The organism is Streptosporangium amethystogenes subsp. fukuiense (assembly GCF_042665875.1).
Taxonomy (GTDB): Bacteria; Actinomycetota; Actinomycetes; order Streptosporangiales; family Streptosporangiaceae; genus Streptosporangium; species Streptosporangium fukuiense.
The window spans coordinates 828,073-852,630 of record NZ_JBHTEE010000001.1 but is presented as its reverse complement, the minus strand read 5'-3'; the positions used below and the strand labels follow the sequence as shown (position 1 = coordinate 852,630).

General features: G+C 72.4%; 11 protein-coding genes. 4 read left to right on the top strand and 7 right to left on the bottom strand.

Annotated features, from left to right (window positions below):
- Nucleotides 1-67: 67 nt before the first annotated feature.
- A complete protein-coding gene (gene fxsT, locus ACFQVD_RS03635) occupies nt 68-2,605 on the bottom strand; it encodes an FxSxx-COOH system tetratricopeptide repeat protein (protein WP_343977568.1) in 2,538 nt (845 codons plus the stop codon).
- 279 nt (nt 2,606-2,884) lie between these two features.
- On the opposite strand from fxsT, the gene fxsA reads away from it, so the two are divergent.
- From fxsA to ACFQVD_RS03620, 3 genes are all read left to right on the top strand, one after another.
- The gene (fxsA, locus tag ACFQVD_RS03630) at nt 2,885-3,061 is read left to right on the top strand and encodes an FxSxx-COOH cyclophane-containing RiPP peptide (RefSeq protein WP_343977571.1); all 177 of its coding nucleotides are present in this window, start codon (nt 2,885-2,887) and stop codon (nt 3,059-3,061) included.
- 78 nt (nt 3,062-3,139) lie between these two features.
- A complete protein-coding gene (locus ACFQVD_RS03625; RefSeq protein WP_343977574.1) occupies nt 3,140-4,018 on the top strand; it encodes an SIR2 family NAD-dependent protein deacylase in 879 nt (292 codons plus the stop codon).
- A complete protein-coding gene (locus tag ACFQVD_RS03620) occupies nt 4,015-6,000 on the top strand; it encodes a tetratricopeptide repeat protein (protein WP_343977576.1) in 1,986 nt (661 codons plus the stop codon). Before ACFQVD_RS03625 ends, ACFQVD_RS03620 begins: the two co-directional genes overlap by 4 nt.
- On the opposite strand, the gene ACFQVD_RS03615 is transcribed toward ACFQVD_RS03620, so the two are convergent.
- Together ACFQVD_RS03615 and ACFQVD_RS03610 are read right to left on the bottom strand one after the other, a co-directional pair.
- Nucleotides 5,936-6,751: a hypothetical protein gene (locus tag ACFQVD_RS03615; protein ID WP_343977578.1), complete on the bottom strand. Its 816-nt coding sequence runs from the start codon at nt 6,749-6,751 to the stop codon at nt 5,936-5,938. The two genes, ACFQVD_RS03620 and ACFQVD_RS03615, sit on opposite strands and share 65 nt — an antisense overlap.
- Before the next feature lie 96 nt (nt 6,752-6,847).
- Nucleotides 6,848-7,270: a DoxX family protein gene (locus ACFQVD_RS03610; protein WP_343977580.1), complete on the bottom strand. Its 423-nt coding sequence runs from the start codon at nt 7,268-7,270 to the stop codon at nt 6,848-6,850.
- 79 nt (nt 7,271-7,349) lie between these two features.
- On the opposite strand from ACFQVD_RS03610, the gene ACFQVD_RS03605 reads away from it, so the two are divergent.
- The gene (locus tag ACFQVD_RS03605; protein ID WP_343977583.1) at nt 7,350-7,853 is read left to right on the top strand and encodes a MarR family winged helix-turn-helix transcriptional regulator; all 504 of its coding nucleotides are present in this window, start codon (nt 7,350-7,352) and stop codon (nt 7,851-7,853) included.
- A gap of 133 nt (nt 7,854-7,986) precedes the next feature.
- On the opposite strand, the gene ACFQVD_RS03600 is transcribed toward ACFQVD_RS03605, so the two are convergent.
- The 4 genes from ACFQVD_RS03600 to ACFQVD_RS03585 form a co-directional block, all read right to left on the bottom strand.
- A complete protein-coding gene (locus ACFQVD_RS03600; RefSeq protein WP_343977586.1) occupies nt 7,987-9,315 on the bottom strand; it encodes a glycoside hydrolase family 6 protein in 1,329 nt (442 codons plus the stop codon).
- A gap of 152 nt (nt 9,316-9,467) precedes the next feature.
- A complete protein-coding gene (locus ACFQVD_RS03595; RefSeq protein ID WP_343977589.1) occupies nt 9,468-10,754 on the bottom strand; it encodes an MFS transporter in 1,287 nt (428 codons plus the stop codon).
- Between the two features lie 7 nt (nt 10,755-10,761).
- A complete protein-coding gene (locus ACFQVD_RS03590; RefSeq protein WP_343977592.1) occupies nt 10,762-12,132 on the bottom strand; it encodes a serine hydrolase domain-containing protein in 1,371 nt (456 codons plus the stop codon).
- Nucleotides 12,133-12,134: 2 nt separating this feature from the next.
- Nucleotides 12,135-24,551, bottom strand: coding sequence for an amino acid adenylation domain-containing protein (locus ACFQVD_RS03585; RefSeq protein ID WP_386368383.1), 12,417 nt, complete (start codon nt 24,549-24,551; stop codon nt 12,135-12,137).
- Nucleotides 24,552-24,558: the final 7 nt, after the last annotated feature.

Here is a 24,558-nt window from a genome sequence, read left to right as displayed (position 1 = left end):
GCCGGATCCTGCCGTGGCGAGTGTCGGCCGGGCGTCCGCGGCGGGCAGGAGATCCAGGCGACAGGGTCTAGAGAGCGGGCGGGTCGAAGTCGAAGTCGAGCCGTTCACCGCGCATGGCGACCCTGGTGTCCGGATGGTCGTTGCCCAGCACCCGCTGGTAGCGCTCGAAGGTGTCGGCCTCCAGCGCCTGGGCCTCCTCTAAGGCCCCCTCCGCCCGCAGGTCGATGACCAGGTTGTTCGCGCAGGCGAGAGTGAGCGGGTGGTCCACCCCCAGCAACTCGCGCAGCTGGGCCAGCGTCTCCTGCCCCAGCCGCCTGGCACTGGGGGCGTCCCCCTGTGCCGCGAAGTCGCTGGCGAGGTTGATCGCACAGGTGAGGGAGTAGTGGTGCTCGCGGCCGAGCGTGCGGTCGAAACCCTCCAGGGAGCTCAGATCGAGCCGGCTCGCCTCCTCGATCTGCCCGTTGACCCGCAGCAGCAACGCCAGGTTCATGTCACAGCCGAAGGTGAAGGGGTGCTCGTCGCCGTACATGCGGGGATAGCGAGCCGTCACGTCCCGCAGCAGCTCCAGCGCCTCGGCGATCTCACCTCTGGTGCGTTGCGCGTTGGCCAGGCACAGTGCCGCCGCGAGCGTGTCGTGGTGGTCACGCCCGAAGATGCGCTCCTCTCGCTCGTACGTCGCCTGCGCGAGGTCGAACGCCTCGTCGATCTGCCCGACCCGCCGTTTGGCGATGGACAGATCCTTCGCCGTGCGCAGGGTCCAGGGATGGTCCGGGCCGAGTTCCTGCACCCCGAACTCGTACGCGTCCTCGCCGAGGTCACAGGCTTCGGCGTAGTCACCTCTGAGCCGCACGATACGTGAGAGACCGTTGCCCGAGGTGAGGATGTTCTGTTTGCTGGATCCCGAGTCGGGACGGCGGTGCAGCCTGTAGGTGGTCTCCTGCAGCTCGAACGCCTTCTCATAGTCGCCGAGCAGCAGATAGTCGATGGCGAGATTGTTCATGGCGCGCAGCGTCCGGTGGTGCTGGGGGCCGAACACGCTCTGGTGCCGCCGCAGCGACTCCCTGTCGTGCGCCAGGGCCGCCGTGAAGTCACCTCGCATCCGCAGGTCCCCGCCATGACTGTTGGTGAGCAGGAGGGTCTCCACGTGGTCGGGTCCCAGGACCCTCCTCATCCGCGTCAGGGTCTCGCGGTTGAGTTCGAAGGAGGCCCGGTAGTCGCCGAGCTCGCGAAGGACGATGCCGAGATGCCGCTGCGCGGAGAGCACGTGCTGGTCCTCGTCCCCGCTGTCGGCCCGCCATCTGGCGATGAAGCCCTTGACCAGGTCGCTGGCCGACTGGTAGCCCCCGGACGAGTAGAGGTAGCGCACGACGTCGAGGGCGAAGCGACGGATGCGGGGATCCTCACCGGCCTCCACCATCGCGGGTGTCATGTGGCTGAGCAGCTCGGCGTAGCGCGGCCACAGGACGGTGTCGTCCGGAAGGCCCGGCGCCGCCGCGGCGAGCATGAGGTGCACCTCGTGCCGGAAGGACACGTGCTCCTCCCAGCCCAGCTCGGCACGGAGCAGTGCCTGGACCAGCCGGTGCACCTGGATGGTCCGGTTCTCCGAGTCGATCCGCGCCAGGGCGTATCGGCCCAGCTCCCTGATGGCCCGGCTCAGCAGGATCGGATTGTCGAGGAGCGGGCCAAGACGCGACCCGGCCGCGAGGTCGTCGGGAAGTGCCCCGAACACGTCACGGGGTATGGGGTCGGGTCCGAAGAAGGCGCAGCAGCGCAGGAGCTCCACGGCCTCGGGCAGCTTCGCCTTGAGCTGTGACACCGACAGCGACCAGGCAGCCGTCATGGACAGCGGATAGTCCGACGCCTTGTTGGCGTCGAGCAGCTGGGCCGTCTGCTCGTCGAGCAGCCGGAGATACTGCTCGACGGACATCCCGGTCTCCGTCTGCAGGGCTCCGGCCTGCTCAAGCGCGAGCGGGAGGTCGCCGAGCTGCTCGGCCAGCCGGTTCATGTCCTCCTGGCTGGTCGAGCCGGGAACCCGCCTGGTGAGGAACTCGATGCTCTCCGCCCGGCTGAAGACGTCGACGGGCACGGTGTCGACCACGCTCTGCCAGGCGTAGTTGCGTGAGGTGATCAGGACGTGTCCCGGGCCCCGGGGGATGATGTCGTTGATGTCCTCCGGCTGCTCGGCGTTGTCGAAGATGAGCAGCCACCGGGAGTACGGGTCACCGCGGCGCAGGGCGTCCAGCACGGCGGCGGACGCGTCCTCCACTCCCATCGCGGCGGAGGAGGGCACGCCCAGGTGCGGGGCGAGCGCGGCCAGCGAGGAGCGCACCAGCATCGGCTGGTCCGCGGGTATCCACCAGACCAGGTCGTACTCGTGCCGGAAGCGGTAGGCGTACTCGATCGCGACGTGGGTCTTGCCGACGCCGCCGAACCCGTGAAGGGCGTGCGGCACCACGGCGGTGACCTCGGACGTGACACCGGTGTGAAGCTTGTCGAGGAGGCCTTCACGACCTGTGAAGTTCTTGTTCTGCTGGGGGACCCTGCCCCAGATCTGGGGCTGGCGTCCCGGCAGGCGGGAAGTCCCCGAAGACTGTGAAATGGGCACGCGACGGCCTCCACTCGCCCGATTGGGAATCAGCTTATGGCTCCGGGCCTCCGCAAGCGCATAAGCGAAGGGGTCAGAGTCTCATTGCCACACCTCAACAGCGGATCTCTGTCACACCCTAAAACGTCTATTTTCCGGTCAACTATATAGTTCCACCCGCCAAATTATCTTCCCGAGTACTCGCCTGAACACCGAAAGGATGTAATCATCAAGGCGTAGGCGAGGACGCTCGGAGATCCGGGGACGCGTGCGTCTCGCCGTGGGCGCAAGGGAGTCCGCATGAGCGAGGAAGCCGCCACCGCTAACATCGATTCCGGCGAAGGTCTGATCGACCTGACGGGTCTGAACTTGGCCGATCTTGACAAAATCGGCGATTCCATCCTGGACCTGGTCCGTCGGCGAATAACCGCCGACGGGGACGCGGGGCCGGTGGCCGGATTCGACTCCTCCATATAGAAACCTTGGTGATAACCCACCAATGTGCGACATTGGAGTGCGAGACTGGCACTTTCTGTCGACAACAATGGTGGGACCGTGGACGATCTCGACTGGCAACGGTTGATCGACCAGCTCCACAGGGGTGACTGCACCCCTTTCCTCGGAGCGGGTGCCTGCGCCGGGACGCTCCCCACCGGTGCCGCCCTGAGTAACCGGTACGCCCTCCACTACGGCTATCCGTTCTCCGACCCGGGCAATCTCGCCCGCGTGATGCAGTACGGCGCGGCGGTGGTGCGGGATCCGGTGGATCTCAAGGAGGGGGTCTGCAGGCTTCTCCGCTCTCACGGGGGACCTGCTCCCGGCGATCCGGAAGAGCCGCACCGAGTGCTGGCCGGCTTCCCCGTGACCACGTTCCTCACCACGAACTACGACGACTTCCTGGCCGAGGCGCTGCGGGCCGAGGGCAAGGAGCCCCACGTCGCCGTCTCCCCCTGGTGGGAGGCCGATCCCGCCGCCACGCCTGTCCTGCCAGAGCCGACGGTGGAATGTCCCCTCGTCTACCATCTGCACGGAAGCTGGTCCGAACCGGCGTCGCTGGTGCTGACCGAGGCCGACTACCTGACCTACCTCGTCAACATGGTGGACGTCGTCGCGACCGGCGGGAGGCAGCCATTGCCGACCCCGATCCTGCGGGCGATGACCGCCCGGCCACTGCTCTTCATCGGCTACAGCCTGCAGGACTGGACGTTTCGGGTGCTGTTCCACGGCCTGATGCGCAGCACGCCGCGCAGTAACAAGCGGCGGCATGTGAGCGTACAGCTGATGCCCGAGGTCAACGGATCGGCGAGCGACGCGGAGAGCAAGGCCAGGCGCTACATCGCCCACTATCTCGACGGCTGGAACATCTCGATCTTCCTGGGGACCGCCTCGGAGTTCTGCGCGGAACTCCTGCGGAGAATGGGACGGGCACCATGACGGACGCGGTTCACAGGGTCGACAGGGCCACCCAGCCGTACGTGGGGCTACGCCCCTATGACCGCGACGAGCACGTGCTGTTCTTCGGGCGGGAGCGCGAAGGCCGCGACATCGCCACCATCTGGCAGGCCACCGGTCTCACCGTGCTGTTCGGCGCCTCGGGGGTCGGCAAGACGTCCCTGCTGCAGGCGGGTGTCCTGCCGCGCGTCGAGCCCGAACGCGCCGACGTCCTGCCCGTGGCCCGCGTGTCGCCCCGCGGCATCGTCTCGCTGCGCCCGAGGGTCACCGGCAACCCGTACGTGCTGGCGCTGCTGTCGTCCTGGGCGCCGGAGGAGCCGCTGTCCGTGCTGGCCGGGCTGACGGTCTCGGACTTCCTGGCCCGGCGCCCGGAACGCGTGGACCGGTACGGCGACCCGGTGCCCACCCTGGTCGCCGTCGACCAGGCGGAGGAGCTGTTCGGCGGCCCGCCCGACCGGGAGGAGGAGCGTCACGCGCTGCTGCGCCAGCTCGCGAGGGCCGTCGAGGAGCACGACGGGCTCCACCTGCTGCTCTCGCTGCGCGAGGAGTATCTGGCCTCCGTGCTGCCGTACGAGCGCCCGCTGGGCCGGGGTTCGCGGGCGCGGTTCCAGCTGCTGCCGCTCTCGCGCGCGGCGGCGCTCGACGCCACGACGAGACCCCTTGAGCGCACCGGCCGGTCCTTCGCCCCGGGGGCCGCCGAACGACTCGTCGACGACCTGCGCACCGTCCCCTTCCTCAACGACGAGGGGCAGACCACCACGGTGACGCTCAACACCGTCGAGCCCGTCCAGCTGCAGGTCGTCTGCTCCGCGCTGTGGGACTCGCTGCCGCCGGGCCTGCACGAGATCACCGCCGAGCACGTGAACCTGCACGTGAACGTCGACCACTTCCTGACCGGTTTCTGCGAGCGGATGCTGGCGCAGGTCGCGGCCGAGTCGGGGGTCACGTCGAGCGAGATCCGCTCCTGGCTGCGCAGGACCTTCGTCACCGAGCACGGGACGCGCAACACCGTCTACGAGGGCCTCCGTGAGACGGCGGGCATGCCGAACGCCATCGCCGAGGCGCTGGAGGACCGTCACCTGCTGCGGGGCGAGCACCGGCTGGGGATCCGCTGGTACGAGCTGCAGCACGACCGCCTGATCGGCTCGGTGCGCCAGTCGCAGCACCCGGCGACCTACCTCGATGACGCACGGGCGGCACTGGCCAGGCGGAGCTGGGAGACGGCCCGCGGCCTCGCGGAGGAGGCGGTCCGCGCCTCGGGGCCCGGTGAGACGTGGGTGCGGGCCGAGGCCCTGGTCGTCCTGGGAGAGGTCGCGGCGGTGGGAGGCGAGGTGGAGAGTGCGCGGCACCTCCTCGAGGAGGCGGCCGACGTGTTCGCGACGCTCCAGCGGTTCAACGGGGTGGCCTCGGCGCTGACCGCGGAGGGACGGCTCTGGCTGGCCCAGGGCCAGTACGCCAGGGCGGTGGAGCAGTTGCGGGCCGCTCTCTCCTGGGTTCCCAACGACCTTCCCGCGCAACTGGCGCTCGGGGAGGCCCTGTGGCATCTGGGACAGCCGCGCGCCGCACTCGCCCTTCTCAACGGCGCCGTGGCGCTGGCCGGCGAACCCCCCGCCGAGGCGCTGGCGCTGCGCGGAGAGATCCTCGCCGATCTCGGAAGGCCCGGTGAGGCCCTGCGCGACCTGGATCGGGTGAGACGGCACCAGCGGCCCACCACGATCGCCGCCAGGGCGCTGGCCCTCGCCCTGGCCCAGCGGTTCGACGCCGCGGGACAGGAGATCCTCGACGCGACCGCCGACGAGTCGGACAGCGGGCCGGTCCTGCTGCGGGCCGCGCGCGTTTATGCCCTGCTGGGTCAGCACGCGACCGCCGAGGAGTTCGCCTCGCGGGCGCTCAACGCGGTCACTCCCGGGCTTCCACCGCATCTCCGGAAGCAGGCTGAGGAGTTTCTCCGGAGAACGGCGTGACATCGGATCTCGCCGCCTCCCATATGTGGTTGAACTGCTCCACCCAGTAGGTGTACCAGCGCTCGTCGCGGCCGCGGGTCAGCTCCAGGTGCATGCGCGACGAGGTCGAGGGATTGTGAAAACCGTGAATCTCCACGATGACCCGGCCCCGCGGGGTCTCCGGGTCGAGAAGCACAAGGCTGAATCCCGGGCTGTAGGAAAGGAGTCGGTACTCGAACTCGCCCACGGTCTTCCAGCCGCTCATCAGGCGGAGGCGCTCCATGGTGCTCTCCAACGCGGCGGGAAGCCTCTGGACGGGAAACTCGATCGAGTCGTCCAGTTGCCTCGCGGTCTGCTGGACCGCCCCCTTCTCCAGGGGGTCGAGGATGACGATCCTGACGCGTCCCCTCTCCCGCGCGAGCACCGTGTTGCGCATGATCTCGCAGGTCTGCGCGGAGAGCAGGTTGACCGCGGAGGGGGCGAACACCCGGACGTCACGCGCGTGGGCGAGCAGCGACGACAGCGGTGCGCTGTCGTACACCGACCGGTCGTTCAGCAGCCCGTCGGGAGATTCGGCGGGCTCCGCGGGAAGGGTGATCCGGTAGAGCAGCAATCCCACTCCCGAGAGCAGGACCGCCCATCTGAGGTCGTCGTCCAGCGCGTCGCTGACGATTGACAGGAACGCGAAACCGAAGACGACGATCGTGAGAGCGTACGCGTCGATGTGCTGCCGAGCCTTGAAATCGCTGCCGATTCTTCGCAGCCACCGCACATCGACCCCCAGCCATTCGGCACCGTCGAAACAGCTATGCCCATTGTCGGCGGTCCGGACCTCATGGCGCGCGATGTTCCGCCCGGCGGACGGGTCCTAGACCGTGACCGGCCGGCGGCGCCCCTGACGGAGACCGTCGACGGCGAGGGCACCGCCGCCGCTGAAGGCGATGGCCAGGGTGCCGGCGGCGAGGGCCAGGACGAACTCGTAGCCGCCCTCACTCACCGAGAAGCCGGCCGCGGCGTGGGCGAAGACGATCGCGCCGAGCATGTTGAGCACGAGGAGGGTGCCGAAGACCGGCAGGGCCGCGCCCAGGATGAGCGCCACGCCGCCGACGACTTCGAGGGCGGCGACCGCCGGAGCCGCGACGTTCGCCAGCGGGATGCCCAGCGAGTCGAAGAAGGCCGTGGTCTGGGCCAGCCCCATCGTCACGAACTTCTGCAGCCCGTGGACCAGGAAGACCACGCCGATGCCGACCCTCGCCAGCAGCAGGGCGTAGGGGCGCACTTGGTCAAGCATGATGACTCCTCGTTGTCATTCGAATTTGAACTGAACCATAGTGGTTAGTTCAAATTTGAACAAGCCATAGGATGTTCTGGTGAGCGAGACGAGATGGCTCGGCGAGAGCGAGATGGCCATGTGGATGGCCTACCTGTCCGCGACGCATCTGCTGGAGCGCCGTGTCGAGGATCAGCTGAAAGTCGACTCGGGTCTGACCCACGCCCAGTACGAGATCCTGGCGAGACTCTCCGAACACCCCGACGGGCGACTGCGGATGACCGAGCTCGCCCGCCGGCTGATCATTTCCAAGAGTGGTCTCACCTACCAGATCGGACAGCTGGAGCGGCGGGGACTCGTCGCGCGGACGACCTGCCCCTCGGATGAGCGGGGCGTGTTCGCGGTGCTCACCGAGGAGGGCTCGCGCTGCCTGGAGCGGACCGCCCCGGGGCATGTGGCCGTGGTCCGCGCCTTCCTGATCGACCGGCTCACCCCCGAGGAGGTCGAGACCATGCGGCGGATCATGACGAAGGCCGTCGCGGCCATCGAGGCGGCGCCGGCCGGTCCGCTCCGCGGCTCCCCGCCGGGCAAAAGACCAGGCTAGCGCGCGGGGCGGGCCCAGACCCCCGGTTCTCGCTTTCGGCCGCGGAACCCCGGGGAAGACGCGAGAATCCGGTACGGCTCGCACGGGGGGCATACCGTGCGAGCCGCACCGGGTTCAGGGCCGCACCACCGGGTCAGGCGGCGGTGCAGCTGACCGAGGCGGGCACGCCGTTGGTCCCGGACCAGCTGCCGGTGAACCCGAAGGACGTCGAGGCGCCCGAGGAGAGGTTGCCGTTGTGGGACACGTTCCGCACCGAGACACCGGCGCCGCTCTGGGTGTGCTGTCCGTTCCAGAGCTGGGTGATGCTCTGGTTACCGGGGAACGACCAGCTCGCCGTCCAGCCCGTGATCGCCTGGGTGCCGCTGCTCTTCACGGTCACCTCGGCCTGGAAACCGCCCTGCCAGGAGCCGACCAGCTTGTAGGTGGCCGTGCAGGCCCTGCCGCCGGTCGGCGTGACGGTCGGGGTGGGGGTCGGGGTGATGGTGGGAGTGACGGTCGGGGTGGGCTGCGGAGCCGCCATGGCCAGGTCGTAGGCCCGCTGCGGCACGAACTGCCCCGCCCCGGCGATGCAGCCGTCCGCCTCGCCCGGCAACTTGATCCAGAGGAACGCGTCGATCGCCGGGTCGCCGGTGGCGTTGGTACTCGGGGTGCCGATCGCCCGGCCTCCCGGGTCACACCACTCGCTGCCCTGCGGGCCGTTGCCGTTACGGCTGGTGTCGATCACCGCGCGGAGCCGGGAGACGCCGGTGGCGGAGATGACGTTCTTGGCATAGGCGACCTCGGTGGAGCTCCACCGGTAGTTGGAGACGTTGACGGAGATGCCGTCCGCGCTGCCTCCGACGTCCGCGGCGTTCAGCCGGGCCGCGGCGTCGGAGGCCGACAGCCATCCCGAGTGCCCGATGTCGTAGTAGACCTTGGCCGAGGAGGAGGCGGCCTTCAGCTTCTTGCCGGCGTACGCCATGGAGGCGTTGGTCTCCTGCTGCTGGGCGGAGCTCATGCAGTTGGTCATGATCGGGAGCACGTCGGGCTCCAGGATGATCGACGCCGGGCGCCCCTGGAGGCCGGCGGCCAGCTCGTCGATCCACTGCCGGTAGGCCGTGTGGTTGGGCGCCCCGCCGGTGCTGGCACCGCTGCAGTCACGGTTGGGGATGTTGTAGACGACGAGGATGGGGATCTTGCCCGCACCGGCCGCGGCCCCGACGAACGACGACACCTGGCCGCGGATGGTGGAGGTGTTGGTGGTGGTGTACCAGCGGGCCTGCGGCACGGAGGCGATCCGGTCGCGGATGACCGGCGCCCTGTAGTCCCCGGCGTTGGCCGCGACCCATTTGGCGGCGCCGGTCTCCGGATCGACGTAGAACGGGGAGTCGGCCGCGGAGGCGCCGGAGGCGACGGCGACCGCGGCACCTGACGCGATCACCAGAGCCGCGCAGAGCGTGGCCAGAACTGACCTTCTTGGCATGGATCGACTCCTTAGGGGGGATGCATGGGAGCGCTCCCACCATAGGCGGCCGACCGCCCCCGCATACAGCAGGCGCCCCTGCCCGCTCACATCAGGACGCGCTGACCTGTGCGAACACCCGTCACAGTGGATGAAAGTTTCAATCTCGCGGCTCACATCCGATCGGTGGGTGCCAACACGGGGAACCGGCGCAGTGTCGGGCTGAGCAGCGTACCCAGCGCGACGAGGGCCAGGCCGGCCGCGCAGACCGGCACGGCGACCGGGCCGCCGCCGGCCGTCATGAGGAAGCCGCCGGCCATCGGTCCCAGCGCGCCGGCCCCACCGGAGAAGAGCCCCGCGATGCCGGACAGGCGGCCGCGCAGGTGGTCGGGGGTGACCGTGAGCTGGTAGGTCAGAACCGTGGTGTTCGCGACCGGCGCGAGAAACGCGGCACCGCCGAGAAGCACCCCGAGGAGGATGCCGCTCGGGACGAGCGCCATCGCCGCGGTCATCACCGCGGCGACGAGCGGAAAGCCGACGATGGTCAGGACCGGCGGAAGGGCGGCGTGCAGGCGGGCCGCGGCCAGTGCGCCCAGCAGGCCCCCCGCACCGATGCACGCCATCGTCAGGCCCACCTCGCCGGCGCTCACCCCCTCCCCCGACATCGCCAGGACGATGATGACGAGCGCGCTGAAGACAAGGTTGGAGGAGACCATCCACACCAGCGTCGCCCTGATGACCCGGTGTCCCGCCACCCAGCGGATCCCCTCGGCGACGCCGCCCACGGCCGCCCCCTCCCTCGGGAGCGCGGCGGGGGCCGCCCGCCGCGGCAGGCGCAGGAGGAGCAGCGTGACGAAGGAGAGGCCGAGCATGATCGCGTCGGCGCCGAAGGGCGCCGTGTGGTGCAGGGTGAACAGGAAACCCGCCAGCGCGGGACCTAGCAGGGTGGCGATGAAGGGGCGCGCGGTATTGCGGGCGACCGCCTGCGGCAGCTGCGACTCGGGCACCACCTGGGGAAGCGCGGCGTGCTCGGCCGGCTGGAAGACAGAGCTGAAGAAGCCCTCGACCGCGGCGGCCAGCAGGATGTGCGGGAAGGCGTAGGTGTCCAGGAGCAGCGCCACGACCACACTGCCCATCGCCAGGGCACGGGCACCGTGGCACAGCAGCATGACCTTCTTACGGTCCCACCGGTCGGCTACCACCCCGGCGGGCACGTTCGCCACCATGTGCGCCACCGCGAGCACCGACGACGCCAGGCCCATCTCCAGCGGAGAGCCCGACATGGCCAGGATCAGCAGCGGGAAGGAGACGAAGGTAATCTCACTGCCCAGTTCGGAGAAGAGCTGGCTGGTCCACAGGATGTTGTAGTCACGGTTGCGGGACAGGCGGATCGGCCCGCCGGCCACGTCACCGGCCACGTCACCGGCCATGTCACCGGCACCTGCCTGCGCGGTGCTCATCGCGGCGTCAGCCTTCCCCGCCGGGGGCGTCGTTCTCGTCGCGCGCCCGCCTGGCCAGCCGTCCGGTGACCTGGATGAGATCGATCCCTCCCGTCTCCGGGTCACGCAGGAAACGGCCGGTGTAGGTGGTGCGGCCACCGGACGTTTCCCGCATCGTGAAGCGCAGGCCCTCGAAGCAGGTCAGCTCGAACCGCTCGGCCTCGCCCGTCGTCAGGCGGAGCCCGCCCGCACCGTCCGCGACGACCGTGAGCTCCATCTCCCCGTTGACGTACCGGCCGACGCATTCCGGTGGTCCTGACGTCCGCAGGGCCGGGTCCGGCGGCGCCGACAGGCCGCGGCCTCCCACGGCCGGCCCCACCGACCGGAGTTCCGCCAGCAGGTCCTCCCAGAGCGCCGGTCCGGTGGCGGCGTTCGCGGTCAGTGCGACGACGGTCCCGCCCGCCGGTTCGAACCGCAGATGGCAGGAGGTCCCCTCCCCGGTGCCGTCGTGCCCGAACCAGTCGGGCCCGGCGTCGTGGTACACCGCCCAGCCGAGCCCCCAGGAGTCGGCCATGCCGAACGGGCCGGCCGTCACCCCCGCGAGCTGGTCGCGGCGCATCTCGCGGGCGGAGTCGCGGTCGAGCACCGGCTGGAGCGCCGGGTGGGCCAGGTGCATCAGTGCGAACGTGACCAGATCGGCGGCCCCGAGGGCGAGCCCGGCACTCGGCGCCGCCACCTTCGGCAGGGTCTGCCAGGTGACCGGCAGCATCCGGTCCCCCGGCTGCCGCACCGTGTGGCCGTCCACCACCGGCCGGAACCCCGACGGCGGCCCGACGACGAACGCCGGCGCGATGTCCAGCGGCTTCAGCAGGACCGCCTCCATCGCCTCCCACCAGCTCATCCCGGTGACCACCTCGACGAGGTGGCCCGCCAGGATGTAGCCGATATTGGAGTAGGAGAAGACGGTCCCCGGCGGGTGCGCGGTGCCGGACTCGCGGCAGTGGCGCGCCACCCACCGCCGCCGGGCCCCGGAGTGGTCGCCGCCCTCGTCGAGGTTCGAGGCCAGCCCGCTGGTATGGCTGAGCAGCCGCCGCGCCGTCATCCTCGGGCCCGGCCCGCCGCGTCCGGCCCCCACCTCGGGCACGTACTCGGCCAGCGGGGCGTCGAGATCGATGTCGCCGCAGGCTGCCAACGTCATCACCAGCGTCGCGGTGAAGGGTTTGGTGAGCGAGCCGAGCGGAAAGGCGGACCGCCGGGTCACCGGCTCGCCGGCCGCGTACGTCTCCTCGCCGGTCTCGGCGGTGACGGTCTCACCCTCGTGGTGCACGGCCAGCTGCGCCCCCGGCACACGGTGCTCGCGGGCCAGCCGGGCCAGCCGGGCGGGAAGGTCGACGTCCACGCTCACTCCCTCTCCGCCCGGCCGACGGCCGGATCGATGTGTGCGGCGACCGCGCGCAACGCCTCCAGCAGGTCCTCCGCCAGGCGCTCGACCGTGGCCCGGTCGTGCACGCCGACCACGTGACGCCAGTCGAAACGCAGCCTGCCGTCCGCCAGGTAGGCGGTGATCTCCAGGGGCCGGATGCCCGGCGCGACCGGCTCCGCCCGGCGGGCGGGCGGCGGGGAGTGGAACGAGCGGTAGAGAACGCTCTCGCCCGGGTCGACCGGCTCGTGGAAGGCGAAGGCCACCCGTGGCCGGTCCCCTCCCGGCGGTCGCGAGGCGAGGTGGCGCAGCGCCCCATAGCCCAGACCGGCGCTCGGAACGGCGCGCAGTCGACCACGTACGGCCCTGACGATCGCGGGCCAGTCGGGCGGGGCACCGCCGGGCGTGCCCCCGAGCACGACAGGGAACGTGCCGGCGAACCGGCCGACGGTGCGGGAGAGGTCGACCCCGTCGAAGATCTCCTCCCTGCCGTGCCCCTCCAGCTCGACCAGCACCCGGTCAGCGCCCGTCCAGCGGCACAGCACCCGCCCCAGCGCGCCGAGCAGTACGTCCCCGGTCCCGGCGCGGAACGCCGCGGGCGCCGCGCGCAGCAGCGCTCCGCTCTCGCCCTCCCCGAGGGAGACGGACACCTCTCCCGCGACCGGCGGCGCCTCACCCGGCCCCTCGGGCGGCGCGGTGTCGGGCGGCGCGGTGTCGGGCAGCGCGGTCCAGTAGGCCAGTTCCTCGTCGAACCCTCCCGCCGCGGCGTGCCCGGCCAGCAGCCCCGCCCAGTGCTGGAAGGAGGAGGGCTCCGGCCCCAGGTCCACCTGCGTTCCCGCCACCGACTGCCGGTAGGCCCGCTCCAGGTCGTCGAGCAGGATTCGCCAGGACCGGGTGTCGGCCGCCAGCGGGTGGACGGTGAGGCAGAGCCACGACCGCCGGCCCGGCCCGAAGTCCAGCAGCGAGGCCCGGAGCGGCTCCCCTGCCGGATCGAGGCCGCGGGCCGCCTCGCCTGCCGCGAACCTGTCCACGACCTCCCGCAGGCCGGACTCCGCCTCCTCTCCCACCCCGGCCTCGCCACGCAGGTCGAACCGGCGTAGCGGGTCTCCGGCGGCGGCCGGCGGCGCGGCCCGCTGCCACCAGGAGCCGTCCGCGTGCCCGAAGCGCGAGCGCAGCGCGTCGTGCCGGGCCACCAACGCGGTCAGGGCCGCGCGCAGTCCCTCCTCCGTGGTCCCCTCGGCCAGCTCGACGAGGACCGGCCTGGCGAGGAGGTGCGGGGAGGCCCCCCTGGTCTCGACGAACTCGCGCTGGCCGGGTGTCAGGGGTACCGGGCCGTCCACCCGCGGGCCGACCGTCTCCCCCGGCCCGGCCGCCGTCGCGAGCCGCGCCACGGTCTGGTGCAGGAAGAGATCCTTGGGCGAGAGGCGCAGCCCCGCGTGCCTGGCCCGGTGGATGACCTGCATGGTCAGCAGCGAGTCGCCGCCGAGGTCGAAGAAGTTGTCCTGTACGCCGATCCTGGCCGCCTCGACGCCGAGGACCTCGGCCCAGATCCCGGCGAGCAGCCGCTCGGCCGCGTCGCGCGGGGCGACACGCTCGGCGCCCGCGTCGCCCTCGGGAGCGGGCAGCGCGCGCCGGTCGGCCTTCCCGCTCGACGTCAGCGGAAGCTCCTCCAGCAGGACGAAGAAGGCGGGAACCAGGTAACCGGGCAGCGAACGCCTGGCGTGGTCGCGCAGCTCCGCGACCGACGGCGGCGTGTCCCCCGCGGGCACCAGGTACGCGGCCAACCGCCGGTCGCCCGGCCGGTCCTCCCTGACCACCACCGCCGCGGACGCGACGCCCGGGTGGCCGAGCAGGACGCTCTCGATCTCACCGGGCTCGATCCGGAACCCCCGGATCTTCACCTGGTCGTCGACCCTGCCCAGGAAGGTCAGCACGCCGTCGGCCCGCCACCGGACCATGTCCCCGGTACGGTACATCCGCGCCCCGGCGGGGCCGAACGGGTCGGCGACGAACCGTTCGGCGGTCAGCGCGGGCCGGCCCAGGTAGCCGCGGGCCACGCCGTCCCCGGCGATGTACAGCTCCCCCGGCACGCCCGGGGGCACCGGCTGGCAGAGCCGGTCCAGCACGTACACCCGGGTGTTGGCGATCGGCACTCCGATGGGGGGCGCCACCGCGTTCCCCGCCTCGACCGCCGCCGTGGTGGACCAGATCGTGGTCTCCGTCGGCCCGTACAGGTTGGTCACCGACCGCGCCGAGGCCGCCAGTGTCCCCGCCAGGTCCGCCGGCAGCGCCTCACCGCCGACGAGGACCCGCACGCCCGCGAGGACCTGGCCGGCCTCCCCGGCCACCGCCCGCCAGAGGCTGGGCGTCGCCTGTATCACGGTCACGGATTCCTCGGCGATGACCTGCCGCAGCCGCCAGGGGTCGTGGACCAGCTCGCGGCCGGCCAGTACCACCGCCGCGCCGCTGATCAGCGGCATGAACAGCTCCAGGCCCGCGATGTCGAACCCGACCGTCGTCATCGCCAGCAGGCGGTCGCGCGGGCCGAGGCCGAACCGGTCCCGCATGTCCACCAGGAAGTTGCGCAGGTTGCCCCGGGAGACCACCACCCCCTTGGGCCTGCCGGTGGAGCCCGAGGTGTAGATGGTGTAGGCCGCGCTGTCCGGATGGAATCCGCCGACGGGATCGGTGGTGGGGCAGCCGTCCAGCGCGGCGAGCACCTCGGGGTCGTCGAGAAGGATCCGGGGCACCCCCTCGAAGACGCCGGCCGGGATCTCGGCTCCGGCGGTCAGCACCAGCGCGGGGCCGGCGTCCTCAAGGAGGAGCGCGACGCGCTCCGGCGGGTGTTCGAGGTCCAGCGGCAGGTAGGCGGCGCCCGCCTTGAGCACCGCGAGCACCGCCACCACCAGGTCCGCCGTCCGGGGGAAGGCCAGCCCCACCAGTGTCTCCGGGCCGACACCCCGCGAGCCCAGGTGGTGGGCGAGCCGGTTGGCGCGCGCGTTCAGCTCCGCGTACGTGAGCGTGAGGTTCCCGCAGGCCAGCGCGGTCGTGTCCGGGGTGGCGGCGGCCTGGTCCTCGAAGAGCCCGGAGAGGTCGGCCTGCGGGATCTCCCTGCCGGTGTCGTTCCACTTCACCAGCGACCGCTCGCGCTCGGCACTGGTCAGCAGGCGAACCTCCGACAACCGCCGCTCCGGATCCTTCGCCACGGCGTCGAGCAGCATCACCAGGTGCCTGGTCATGCGCTCGATCGTGGTCTCGTCGAACAGGCCGGTGCTGTAGGCGACGGCCACGGTCAGCGCGCCCCGCCGCTCGTAGAAGTTCACGATCAGGTCGTGGCTGACCTCGGCGCTCGTGACCGGCAGCGTCTCGGCGCGCAGCCCCGGCAGGTCCATGCCCCGCGCCGGGGTGTTCTCCAGTACCACCATGACCTCGACCAGGGGGGTGCGGCTGGGGTCCCGCTCGGGCCGCATGACCTCCACCAGCCGTTCGAACGGCACGTCGTCGTGGCTGAACGCGTCGAGCACCGTCGCACGGACCTGGGAGAGCAGGTTTCCGAAGGACGACGACTCGTCCACCAGGGAGCGCAGCACCACGGTGTTGACGAAGAAACCGACCAGCCCCTCCAGTTCGGCCCGGTTGCGGCCCGAGGTCGCCGTGCCCACCGCGACGTCCTGCTGGCCGCAGTAGCGCGCGAGCAGCACCTGCGTGGCGGCGGTCAGCACCATGAACAGGGTGGCGTCGTGTCCGCGCGCCACGGCCCGCAGCCGGTCCACCGTCTCGGGCGGCATCTCCACCGTGTGCGTCGCGCCGGCGGAGGCGCGCACGGCGGGCCTCGGCCGGTCCACGGGCAGTGCCAGCGGGGCGAGCCCGTCCAGCCGCCGCTTCCAGTAGCCGATATGCCCGTCGAGCGCCGCCCCCTCCAGGTGCTCCCGCTGCCAGGCGGCGTGGTCGGCGTACCGTACGGGGAGCGGCGCGGGTTCGCGCCGCTCGCCGCGCGTCTCGGCGGAGTAGAAGGCGGCGAAGTCCCCGGCGAGCACCCCCATCGACCACCCGTCGGTCACGATGTGGTGCATGAGCAGCGCCAGCACGTGGTCGGCGGCGTCCAGGCGGATCAGCACGGCCCGGAACAGCGGGCCGCGCCGCAGGTCGAAGGGGCGCGACGCCTCCTGTTCGAGCCGCCGCCACATCGCGGCCTCGCGCTCGCCCGCGGGTGCCCCCTCCAGGTCGACCGTCTCGAAGGCCGCTTCGAAGGCCGCCTCCGAGGGCGGGTGGATCGTCTGCGTGCCCCGTCCCCCGGCGTCGCCGAACGTGGTGCGCAGCGACTCGTGCCGCCCTACCAGCCGCCGCAGGGCGATCCGCGCCGCACCGGCGTCCAGCTCGCCGCGGAGCCGCAGGGCGAGGGCCGTGTTGTATCCGGTGCCCCCGGGTTCGAACGCGTCGAGGAACCACAGCCGCTGCTGGGCGAAGGAGAGCGGCAGGTCGTCGTCGCGGTCCACCACCTCGATCTCGCGTCGGCCGCCGTCCGGGTCGGCGCCCGGGTCGGTGTCGCCGAGCAGGGGGGCGAGCGTCGCGATGGTCGGCGTGTCGAAGAGCTGCCTGGGCGGCGGCGCCGAGCCGAGCGCGGCCCGGACCCGCGAGACGATCTGGATGCTGAGGATCGAGTCGCCGCCGAGGTCGAAGAAGTTGTCGTCCACCCCGACCCGGGCGGCGTCCACGCCGAGCACCTCGGCCCAGATCGCGGCCAGCAGGCGTTCGGTCGCGTCGCGGGGGGCGACGTACGCCGTACCGGTGTCGGCCCCCCTGCCGGGGTCGGGCAGCGCGCGGCGGTTCAGCGTGCCGCTCGGGCTCAGCGGCAGCGCCTCCAGGGTCACGAACCCCGAAGGTACGGCGTGTCCCGGCAGGACCCCGCTGAGGAACGTCCTCAGCTCCCGGGCGTCCGCCGGCTCGCCCTCGGGCACCACGTAGCCCGTCAGCCGGACGCGGCCGGGGGCGTCCTCCCAGGCGGCGACCGCGGCGGCGGCGACGCCTGGGTGGCGGGCCAGCGCCGACTCGATCTCGCCCAGCTCCACCCGGAAGCCCCTGACCTTGACCTGGTCGTCCGCCCGTCCCAGGAACTCCAGGTTCCCGTCGGCGCGGCGGCGCACCAGGTCTCCCGTCCGGTACATCCGGCCCGTACCGCCGGGGGCGAACGGGTCGTTCAGGAACCGCTCCGCGGACAGCTCGGCACGGTTCCAGTAGCCCCGCGCCACCCCGTCGCCGCCGATGTAGAGCTCTCCGGCGACGCCGAGCGGCACCGGGCGCGTCTCCCCGTCCAGCACGTAGACGCGGGTGTTGACCAGTGGCCGTCCGATCGGGACGAACGCCGCCTCACCCACCGGATCGCCGCCCAGCTGGAAGACCGTGGAGTCCACCGTCGTCTCGGTCGCACCGTAGGCGTTGACGACCACGGTGTCCGGCCCCACCCCGCGCAGCACCTCCTCGGAGTCGCCGACCGGCCAGCCCTCCGAGCCGACCATGAGGACGCGCAGCGAATCCAGCCGCACGCCGCGCCGCCCTGCCTCCTGGACCAGTGCCCTGGCCAGCGACGGGACCGTCACCAGGATCTCCGCCCGGGTGCCGGCCACCGCCTCCAGCAGGGCGGGCGGGTCCGCCACCGCCTCGGCGGGGCACACCGCCATCGTCCCGCCGAACAGGGCCGAAAGCAGGAAGTCGCCGAAGAACAGGTCCACCGACAGGCTCGACACCGACAGGGTCCGAGGCCGCGTCCCGGACAGTCCGTAGCGGGCGTCCCAGGCGCGCACCATGTGGTGGACGTTGCGGTGCTCGACCATCACCCCCTTCGGGCGGCCGGTGGATCCCGAGGTGTAGACGATGTAGGCCAGGTCCGCCGGGGTCACGGCGACGTCCGGCGGCGACGCGGGCAGGCCGTCGAGGACGGCCCGGTCCCGGTCCAGGCAGACGAAGGACGCCGGGGACCCTGCCAGCCGGTCCAGCAGCCGCCGCCGGGTCACCACGACCGGGGCCGACGCGTCCTCCAGCATGGCCGCCAGCATCCGGGGCGGGTAGCCGGGATCGAGCGGCACGAAGGCGCCTCCCGCCTTCAGCACCCCCAGCAGCGCGACCACGGCGTCCACGCCGCGCTCGACGCACACCCCCACCGGCACGCCGGGGGCCGCCCCCAGCTCCACCAGGCGGTGGGCCAGCCGGTTGGCCCGCTCCTCCAGCCCGGCGAAGGTGAGCTCGCTGTCACCGCAGCTGACGGCGACGGCGTCCGGGGTGCGCCCGGCCTGCGCGGTGAAGATCTCATGGACGCAGCCGGCGGGCGGGAACTCCACGGCGGGTCCGTTCCACTCCCCCAGGAACCGCTCCCGCTCGGGCGCGGTGAGCATCGGCAGGTCCGCCACCGGGCTCTCGGGGGCGGACACGATCGCGGCGAGGACCGTCTCCAGGTGCCCCGCCATGCGTTCCACCGTCGGCTCGTCGAACGAGGCGGGGTCGTACCCCAGCGCCAGGGTCAGCTCCTGTGCCGCGTGGGCGGTGAGCGTGAGCGGGTAGTTGGTCTGCTCCTCGCCCCGGTGGTCGCGCACGCGCAGCCCGTGCCCGGCCGCCGCGTCGGCGTCGTACGGGTAGTTCTCGAAGACCACGACGCTGTCGAACAGGTTGGTGCCCCTGGGCACCTCGGCGCACGCGTGGATCCGCCCCATCGACAGGTACTCGTACTCGCGGGACGCGGCCTGCGCGTCCTGCAGGCGCCGCAGCCAGGACATCACCCGCTCGGTGCCGTCCACCTCCGTCCTGACCGGCACCACGTCGACGAAGAGCCCGATGATCGACTCCGAACCGGCGAGCCCGGCCGGCCGGCCGGAGACCGTCGCGCCGAAGCAGACGTCCCGCTCTCCCGCGTAGCGGGAGAGCAGCAGCGCCCACGCGCCCTGCAGCAGGGTGTTGACGGTCAGCCGGGCGTCCCTGGCGCACTCGTACAGCGCCCCGGACAGTTCTTCGGGCAGCCGCAGCCGCACCTCCCGGGAGGAACGCGCCCCGTGGGCCCGCGCCACCGGCCTGTCGAACGGCAGCCGGGTCGGCGCGGTCATGCCCGCGAGCACCCCCCGCCAGTGCCGCTCCGCCTCGGCCTGGTCCTGGCGTGCCAGCCACCCGACGTACTCCCGGTAGGGCGGGCGGCGCGTCACCGTGCCGGTCCGCCCCGTGGTGAGGGCGGCGTACTGTTCGAACACCTCCGACAGCACGTGCGAGGAACTCCAGCCGTCCAGTGTCATGTGGTGGGCCGCCCACAGCAGTCGCACCTCGGTCTCGGACAGCCGCACGAGGTCCAGCCTGGCCAGCGGCGCGACCGCCAGGTCCAGCCGCCGCTCGGCCCGGCGTTCCCACAGCCGCCGCACCGCCTGCCGCCGCTCGGCCTCCGGCAGGTCCCGGAGGTCGTGGTGGGTGACGGGGAGCCGCACCCCGCGGTGGACCACCTGCACGGGCTCGGGGACGCCCTCCCAGATCACCGCCGTACGCAGGGCGGGCGTGCGGTCGACGACCCGCTGCCATGCCTCGGCCAGCGCCACCGGATCGGTGACCCCCTCCAGGACCATCGAGTAGTGGCCGGCGTAGATGTCCGACTCGGGCTCGGCCAGCGAGTGGAAGAGCATGCCGTGCTGCATGGGCGTCAGCGGGTAGACGTCCTCGATTCCCCTGCCGTCGCCGGCCAGCCGGTCCACCGTGGCCTGGTCCAGCCCGGCGAGCGGGAAGTCCGAGGGGGTGCAGCCGCCCGCGCCCGGCTCCGCGCAGTGCTCGACGATCTCCTCCAGCGCCGACATCATCCGCTCCGCCAGCGCCTCGACGCTCTCCCCGCGGTGCACGGCCGCCGAGTACGTCCAGCGGAACTCCAGCTCGTCGCCGTCGACGAGCCCGGTGATCTCAAGCAGGTGCCGCCTGACCTGCCCCGGGCTCCGCTCGGCGCCGGGGTGAGGCAGCCGCCCGCGCAGCAGCCCGCCCCGGCCGCCGGATCCGGCCTCGACCCGCCCGAGGTAGTTGAACCCCACCTCGGGAACGCGGCCCGGCGGCCGGCCGCCGGGCACGCCGAGATAGCGCAGCGCGCCGTATCCCAGCCCCTGGCTCGGCACCGCGCGAAGCTGCTCCTTGACCGACTTGAGCGTCTCCCCCCAGCCGGGCGCGGACGGAAGGCGCAACGCGACGGGGAAGACCGTGGTGAACCAGCCGACGGTCCGCGACAGGTCGACACCGGGGAACAGGTCGCCGCGGCCGTGGCCCTCCATCTCGACGAGGGCGGTGTCGCCGCCGGTCCACTCGCACAGCACCCTGCCCAGCGCGGTGAGCAGCACGTCGTTGATCTGGGATCGGTAGACCTCGGGCACGTCGCGCAGCAGCGCCCGGGTGCTCTCCGCGCTCAGCCTCGCGGTCACGGTACGCGCGGACGCGACAGTGTTCTCGATGTGCCCGCCGTGCCCGCCGGTTCCGCGCTCTCCGGCGACGTCCACCGGCAGCGCGGCGGCCCCGGCCGCGACCTCGTCCAGGCGGGCCCAGTGGTCCAGCTCGTGGTCGAGGCCGCCCGCCGCCACGTGATCCGCGAGACGGTGGGCCCACTCCAGGAAGGAGGTCGTCTTGGCGGGGAGCCGGATGTCCTGGCCCGCCTCGGCCTGCCGGTAGGCGGTCTCCAGGTCCGGCAGCAGGATCTGCCAGGAGACGGCGTCGACCACGAGGTGGTGGGCGGTCAGGAACAGCCGGGGGCGGTGCCCGTCGCCGAGCACGAAGAGCAGCGCCCGGAAAAGCGGGCCGACGTCCAGCCGGAACCCCTGCTGCGCGGCCAGGATCTCCTCACGCATCCGCTCCTCCCGGTCGGCGGCGCCGGTCTTGGACAGGTCGATCCGCCGCAGCGGCTCGCCGTCCTCGGCGGCGGCGTTGTGCTGCCGCCACCGCCCACCGTCGTGCTCGGCACGCAGGCGCAGGGCGTCGTGGTGGGCGGGCAGCGCGGCCAGGGCGGCGCGCAACGCCGCCTCGTCGGGCTCCTCGTCGAGTTCGACGAACACCGCCTGGTTGAACCGGTCGACGCTGTCGGCGAGGTTTTCGAAGAACCAGTGCTGCACGGGCGTGAGCGGGACCTCTCCCGACACCGCCCGCTGCTCGGCGCGCGGCTGTTCCTCGGCGACCGCCTCCGCGGCCAGTTCGGCGACGGTCTGGCGCAGGAAGGTCTGCCTGGCCGTCACCCGCAGCCCGGCCTCGCGGGCGCGGGCCACGACCCGCAGGCCCAGGATGGAGTCGCCCCCGAGGTCGAAGAAGTTGTCGTCCGCTCCCACCCGGTCCACGCCGAGCAGTTCCGACCAGACCTCGGCGAGGATCCTCTCGGCGGGGGTGCGGGGCCCGACGTAACGTGTCCCTGCCTCGCGGTCGCCGGTGGGCTCGGGCAGCGCGCGCCGGTCCACCTTGCCGTTGACCGTCAGCGGCAGGCGTTCCAGCGTGACGAACGCCGAGGGCACCATGTGCTCGGGCAGCCTCGCCCGCAGGAAGGCGCGCAGCCGGGCCGGGTCGGGTCCGCCGGAGGCGGCGGGGACGAGATAGCCGACGAGACGCGGGGCGCCCCGGGTGCCGCCGCTGACGGCCGCCGCCGCCGTGTCCACCGAGGGATGCCCGGACATGACGGCCTCGACCTCGCCGAGCTCGACCCGGAAACCTCTGATCTTGACCTGGTCGTCGGCGCGGCCCGCGTACTCCAGCTCGCCTCCCGGCAGCCAGCGCGCCCGGTCGCCGGTGCGGTACATGCGGGTGCCCGGCGGGCCGTACGGGTCGGCGACGAACCGCTCGCCGGTCAGCCCGGGACGGCGCAGGTAGCCGCGGGCCAGGCGGGGCCCGGCGAGGTAGATCTCACCGGGGACGCCGACGGGCGCCGGACGCAGCCGGTCGTCCAGCACGTAGGCGCGGACGCTGCGGAACGGGCGGCCGATGGGCACCGTCCCGGTGCGGGCGTCGTCCGGAGTCAGCGCCCGCGTCATGGTGGCGCCGATCGTGGACTCGGTCGGCCCGTAGCCGTTGAACATCCGCCGCCCGGCCGACCAGTCCCGCACCAGGCCCGGCGGGCACGCCTCGCCCGCGACGACCAGGGTCGTCCCCTCGGGGACGGCGTCGGCGGGCAGCACGGTCAGCGCGGTCGGGGGCAGGGTGAGGTGGGTGAGACGCTCGGAGCCGATGAGCTCGGCCAGCGGAGCTCCCGGCGCCCGTTCCTCCGCGGTGGCGACCACCAGCGTGCCACCGGACAGCAGGGCGAGCATGAGCTCCCAGAAGGCTCCGTCGAAGCTGAAGGACGCGAACTGCAGCACCCGCGTCCCCGGCCCCGCGCCCAGCCGCTCGCGCTGGGTGAGCACCATGTCGTACAGGCCGGTGTGGGGCACCACGACCGCCTTGGGGCGCCCGGTGGAACCGGAGGTGTAGATCACGTAGGCGGGATGCGCGGGGTCGGAGCGGAGCGGCCGGGGCCGCTCGGCGAGCGGGGCCTCGGTGTCCGGCTCGTCCAGCGTGACCAGGGGAACACCCTCCGGCAGCCGCTCCGCCACCTCCGCGGTGGCCAGGATGAGGATGGGAGCGGCGTCCTCCACCATCGTCCGGACGCGCTCGGCCGGGTGGTCGAGATCCAGCGGCAGGTACGCGGCGCCGCTCTTCAGGACGGCGAGGATCGCGACGACGGTCTCGGCCGACCGGGGAACGGCCACGGCCACGATCCGTTCGGGACCCGCGCCCCGCCCGGCCAGCAGCCTGGCCAGCCGGTCCGCCCGCCCGTCCAGCTCGCCGTAGGTGACGCTCCGCCCGGCGTGGACGACGGCGACCGCCGAGGGATCGGCCGCGACCTGCTCGGCGAACAGCTCGGGAACCGTGCGCGGCGCGGGGCCGCCGCCCTCGCCGCACCAGGTGGCGGTCAGCAGGCGGTGTTCCGCGGTGTCCAGGAGGGGAAGGTCGGCGATCGGCCGGTCCGGGTCGTCCGCGATCGCGGTCAGGAGTGTCAGCAGGTGACCGGCCATCCGCCCGGCGGTGGCCGCGTCGAACAGGTCCGTGCTGTATCCGAGGTGGGTGACGAGCGCGCCGTCACGCTCGTAGAAGTCGAACGAGACGTCCATGGGCGCGACCAGCACCGGCGGAGGGATCTCCTCCACCCGGAGGCCGGGCAGCTCGACGGCCCCGCGCGGCGCGTTCTGCAGGTTGACCGCGACCTCGGCGAGCGGGAGCCGGCTGGGGTCGCGCTCGGGCCGCAGGACCTCCACCAGCCGCTGGAAGGGCACCTCGTCGTTGTCGAAGGCGTCCAGGACCGTGGAGCGCGCCTCGCCCAGGAAGGCGGTGAACGGCAGGGACTCGTCGACCTGGCAGCGCAGTACCAGGGTGTTGACGAAGAAACCGATCAGTCTCTCCAGTTCGACCCTGCCACGGCCGCTGGTCGCGGTGGCGACCGCGACGTCCCGCTGCCCGGAGTAGCGCGCGAGCAGGATCTGCACGGCGGCGACCAGGGTCATGAACAGGGTGGCGCCGTGCTCTCGGCTCGTCTCCCTCAGCCGCGACAGCACGGCCGGGGGCACCTCGAAGACATGGGCCGCGCCCGCGGAGGTCCTGACCGGCGGCCGCAGCCGGTCGGTGGGCAGATCCAGCGGGGCGAGCCCGTCGAGCCGCTCGCTCCAGTGGGCGAGCATGCCGTCCAGTGCCGTACCGGCCACCCGGTCCTGCTGCCAGGAGGCGAAGTCGGCGTAACGCAGGGGCAGCGGCGGAAGCGGAGACGGCTCGCCCGCGACCCCCGCGGCGTACAGCGCGTTCAGCTCCTCGGCGAACACGCCCATGGACCAGCCGTCGGTGACGATGTGGTGCGTGCTGAGGGCCAGCACGTGCTCGTCCGGCCCGAGCCGCAGCAGTCCGGCCCGGAACACCGGGCCCCGGCGCAGGTCGAAGGGGCGCTTGGCCTCCCGTAGCAGCCAGTCGCGCACCGGGGCCTCGCGGTCGCCGTCCGCGGGCACGCGTGCCCGCGTGACCTGGATCGGCACCTCGGCGGCCGGCTGTACGGTCTGCACGCCGTGGCCGTTCACCGATTCGAAGGTGGTGCGCAGCGACTCGTGCCGCTCCACCAGGCGGTCGACGGCACCCCTGAGCACGTCCAGGTCCAGGTCACCGGTCAGCCGGAGCACCAGCGGGACGATGTACTCGGCGCTTCCGGGGTCCAGCTCGTACCTGAACCAGAGCCGCTGCTGGGCCGGTGACTGCGGCGACGTCCGCCGCGCGGGGGTCCGCGGGATCTCCTCCCGCTCCGGGGAGGCGGGGGCCTCGCCGGCCAGCCGCCGGAGCATCGCCTCGCGCAGGTGGTCGGGCAGTGCGGCCACCCGGCCGTCACGCGAAGAGGGGGCGTTCAATGTGTTC

What these genes read in the sequence shown, in the direction of transcription:
- ACFQVD_RS03620 (WP_343977576.1), top strand. Translation starts at nt 4,015, where the DNA reads ATGACGGACGCGGTTCACAGGGTCGACAGGGCCACCCAGCCGTACGTG.
- fxsA (WP_343977571.1), top strand. Translation starts at nt 2,885, where the DNA reads ATGAGCGAGGAAGCCGCCACCGCTAACATCGATTCCGGCGAAGGTCTG.
- ACFQVD_RS03600 (WP_343977586.1), bottom strand. Translation starts at nt 9,315, where the DNA reads ATGCCAAGAAGGTCAGTTCTGGCCACGCTCTGCGCGGCTCTGGTGATC.
- ACFQVD_RS03595 (WP_343977589.1), bottom strand. Translation starts at nt 10,754, where the DNA reads ATGAGCACCGCGCAGGCAGGTGCCGGTGACATGGCCGGTGACGTGGCC.
- ACFQVD_RS03610 (WP_343977580.1), bottom strand. Translation starts at nt 7,270, where the DNA reads ATGCTTGACCAAGTGCGCCCCTACGCCCTGCTGCTGGCGAGGGTCGGC.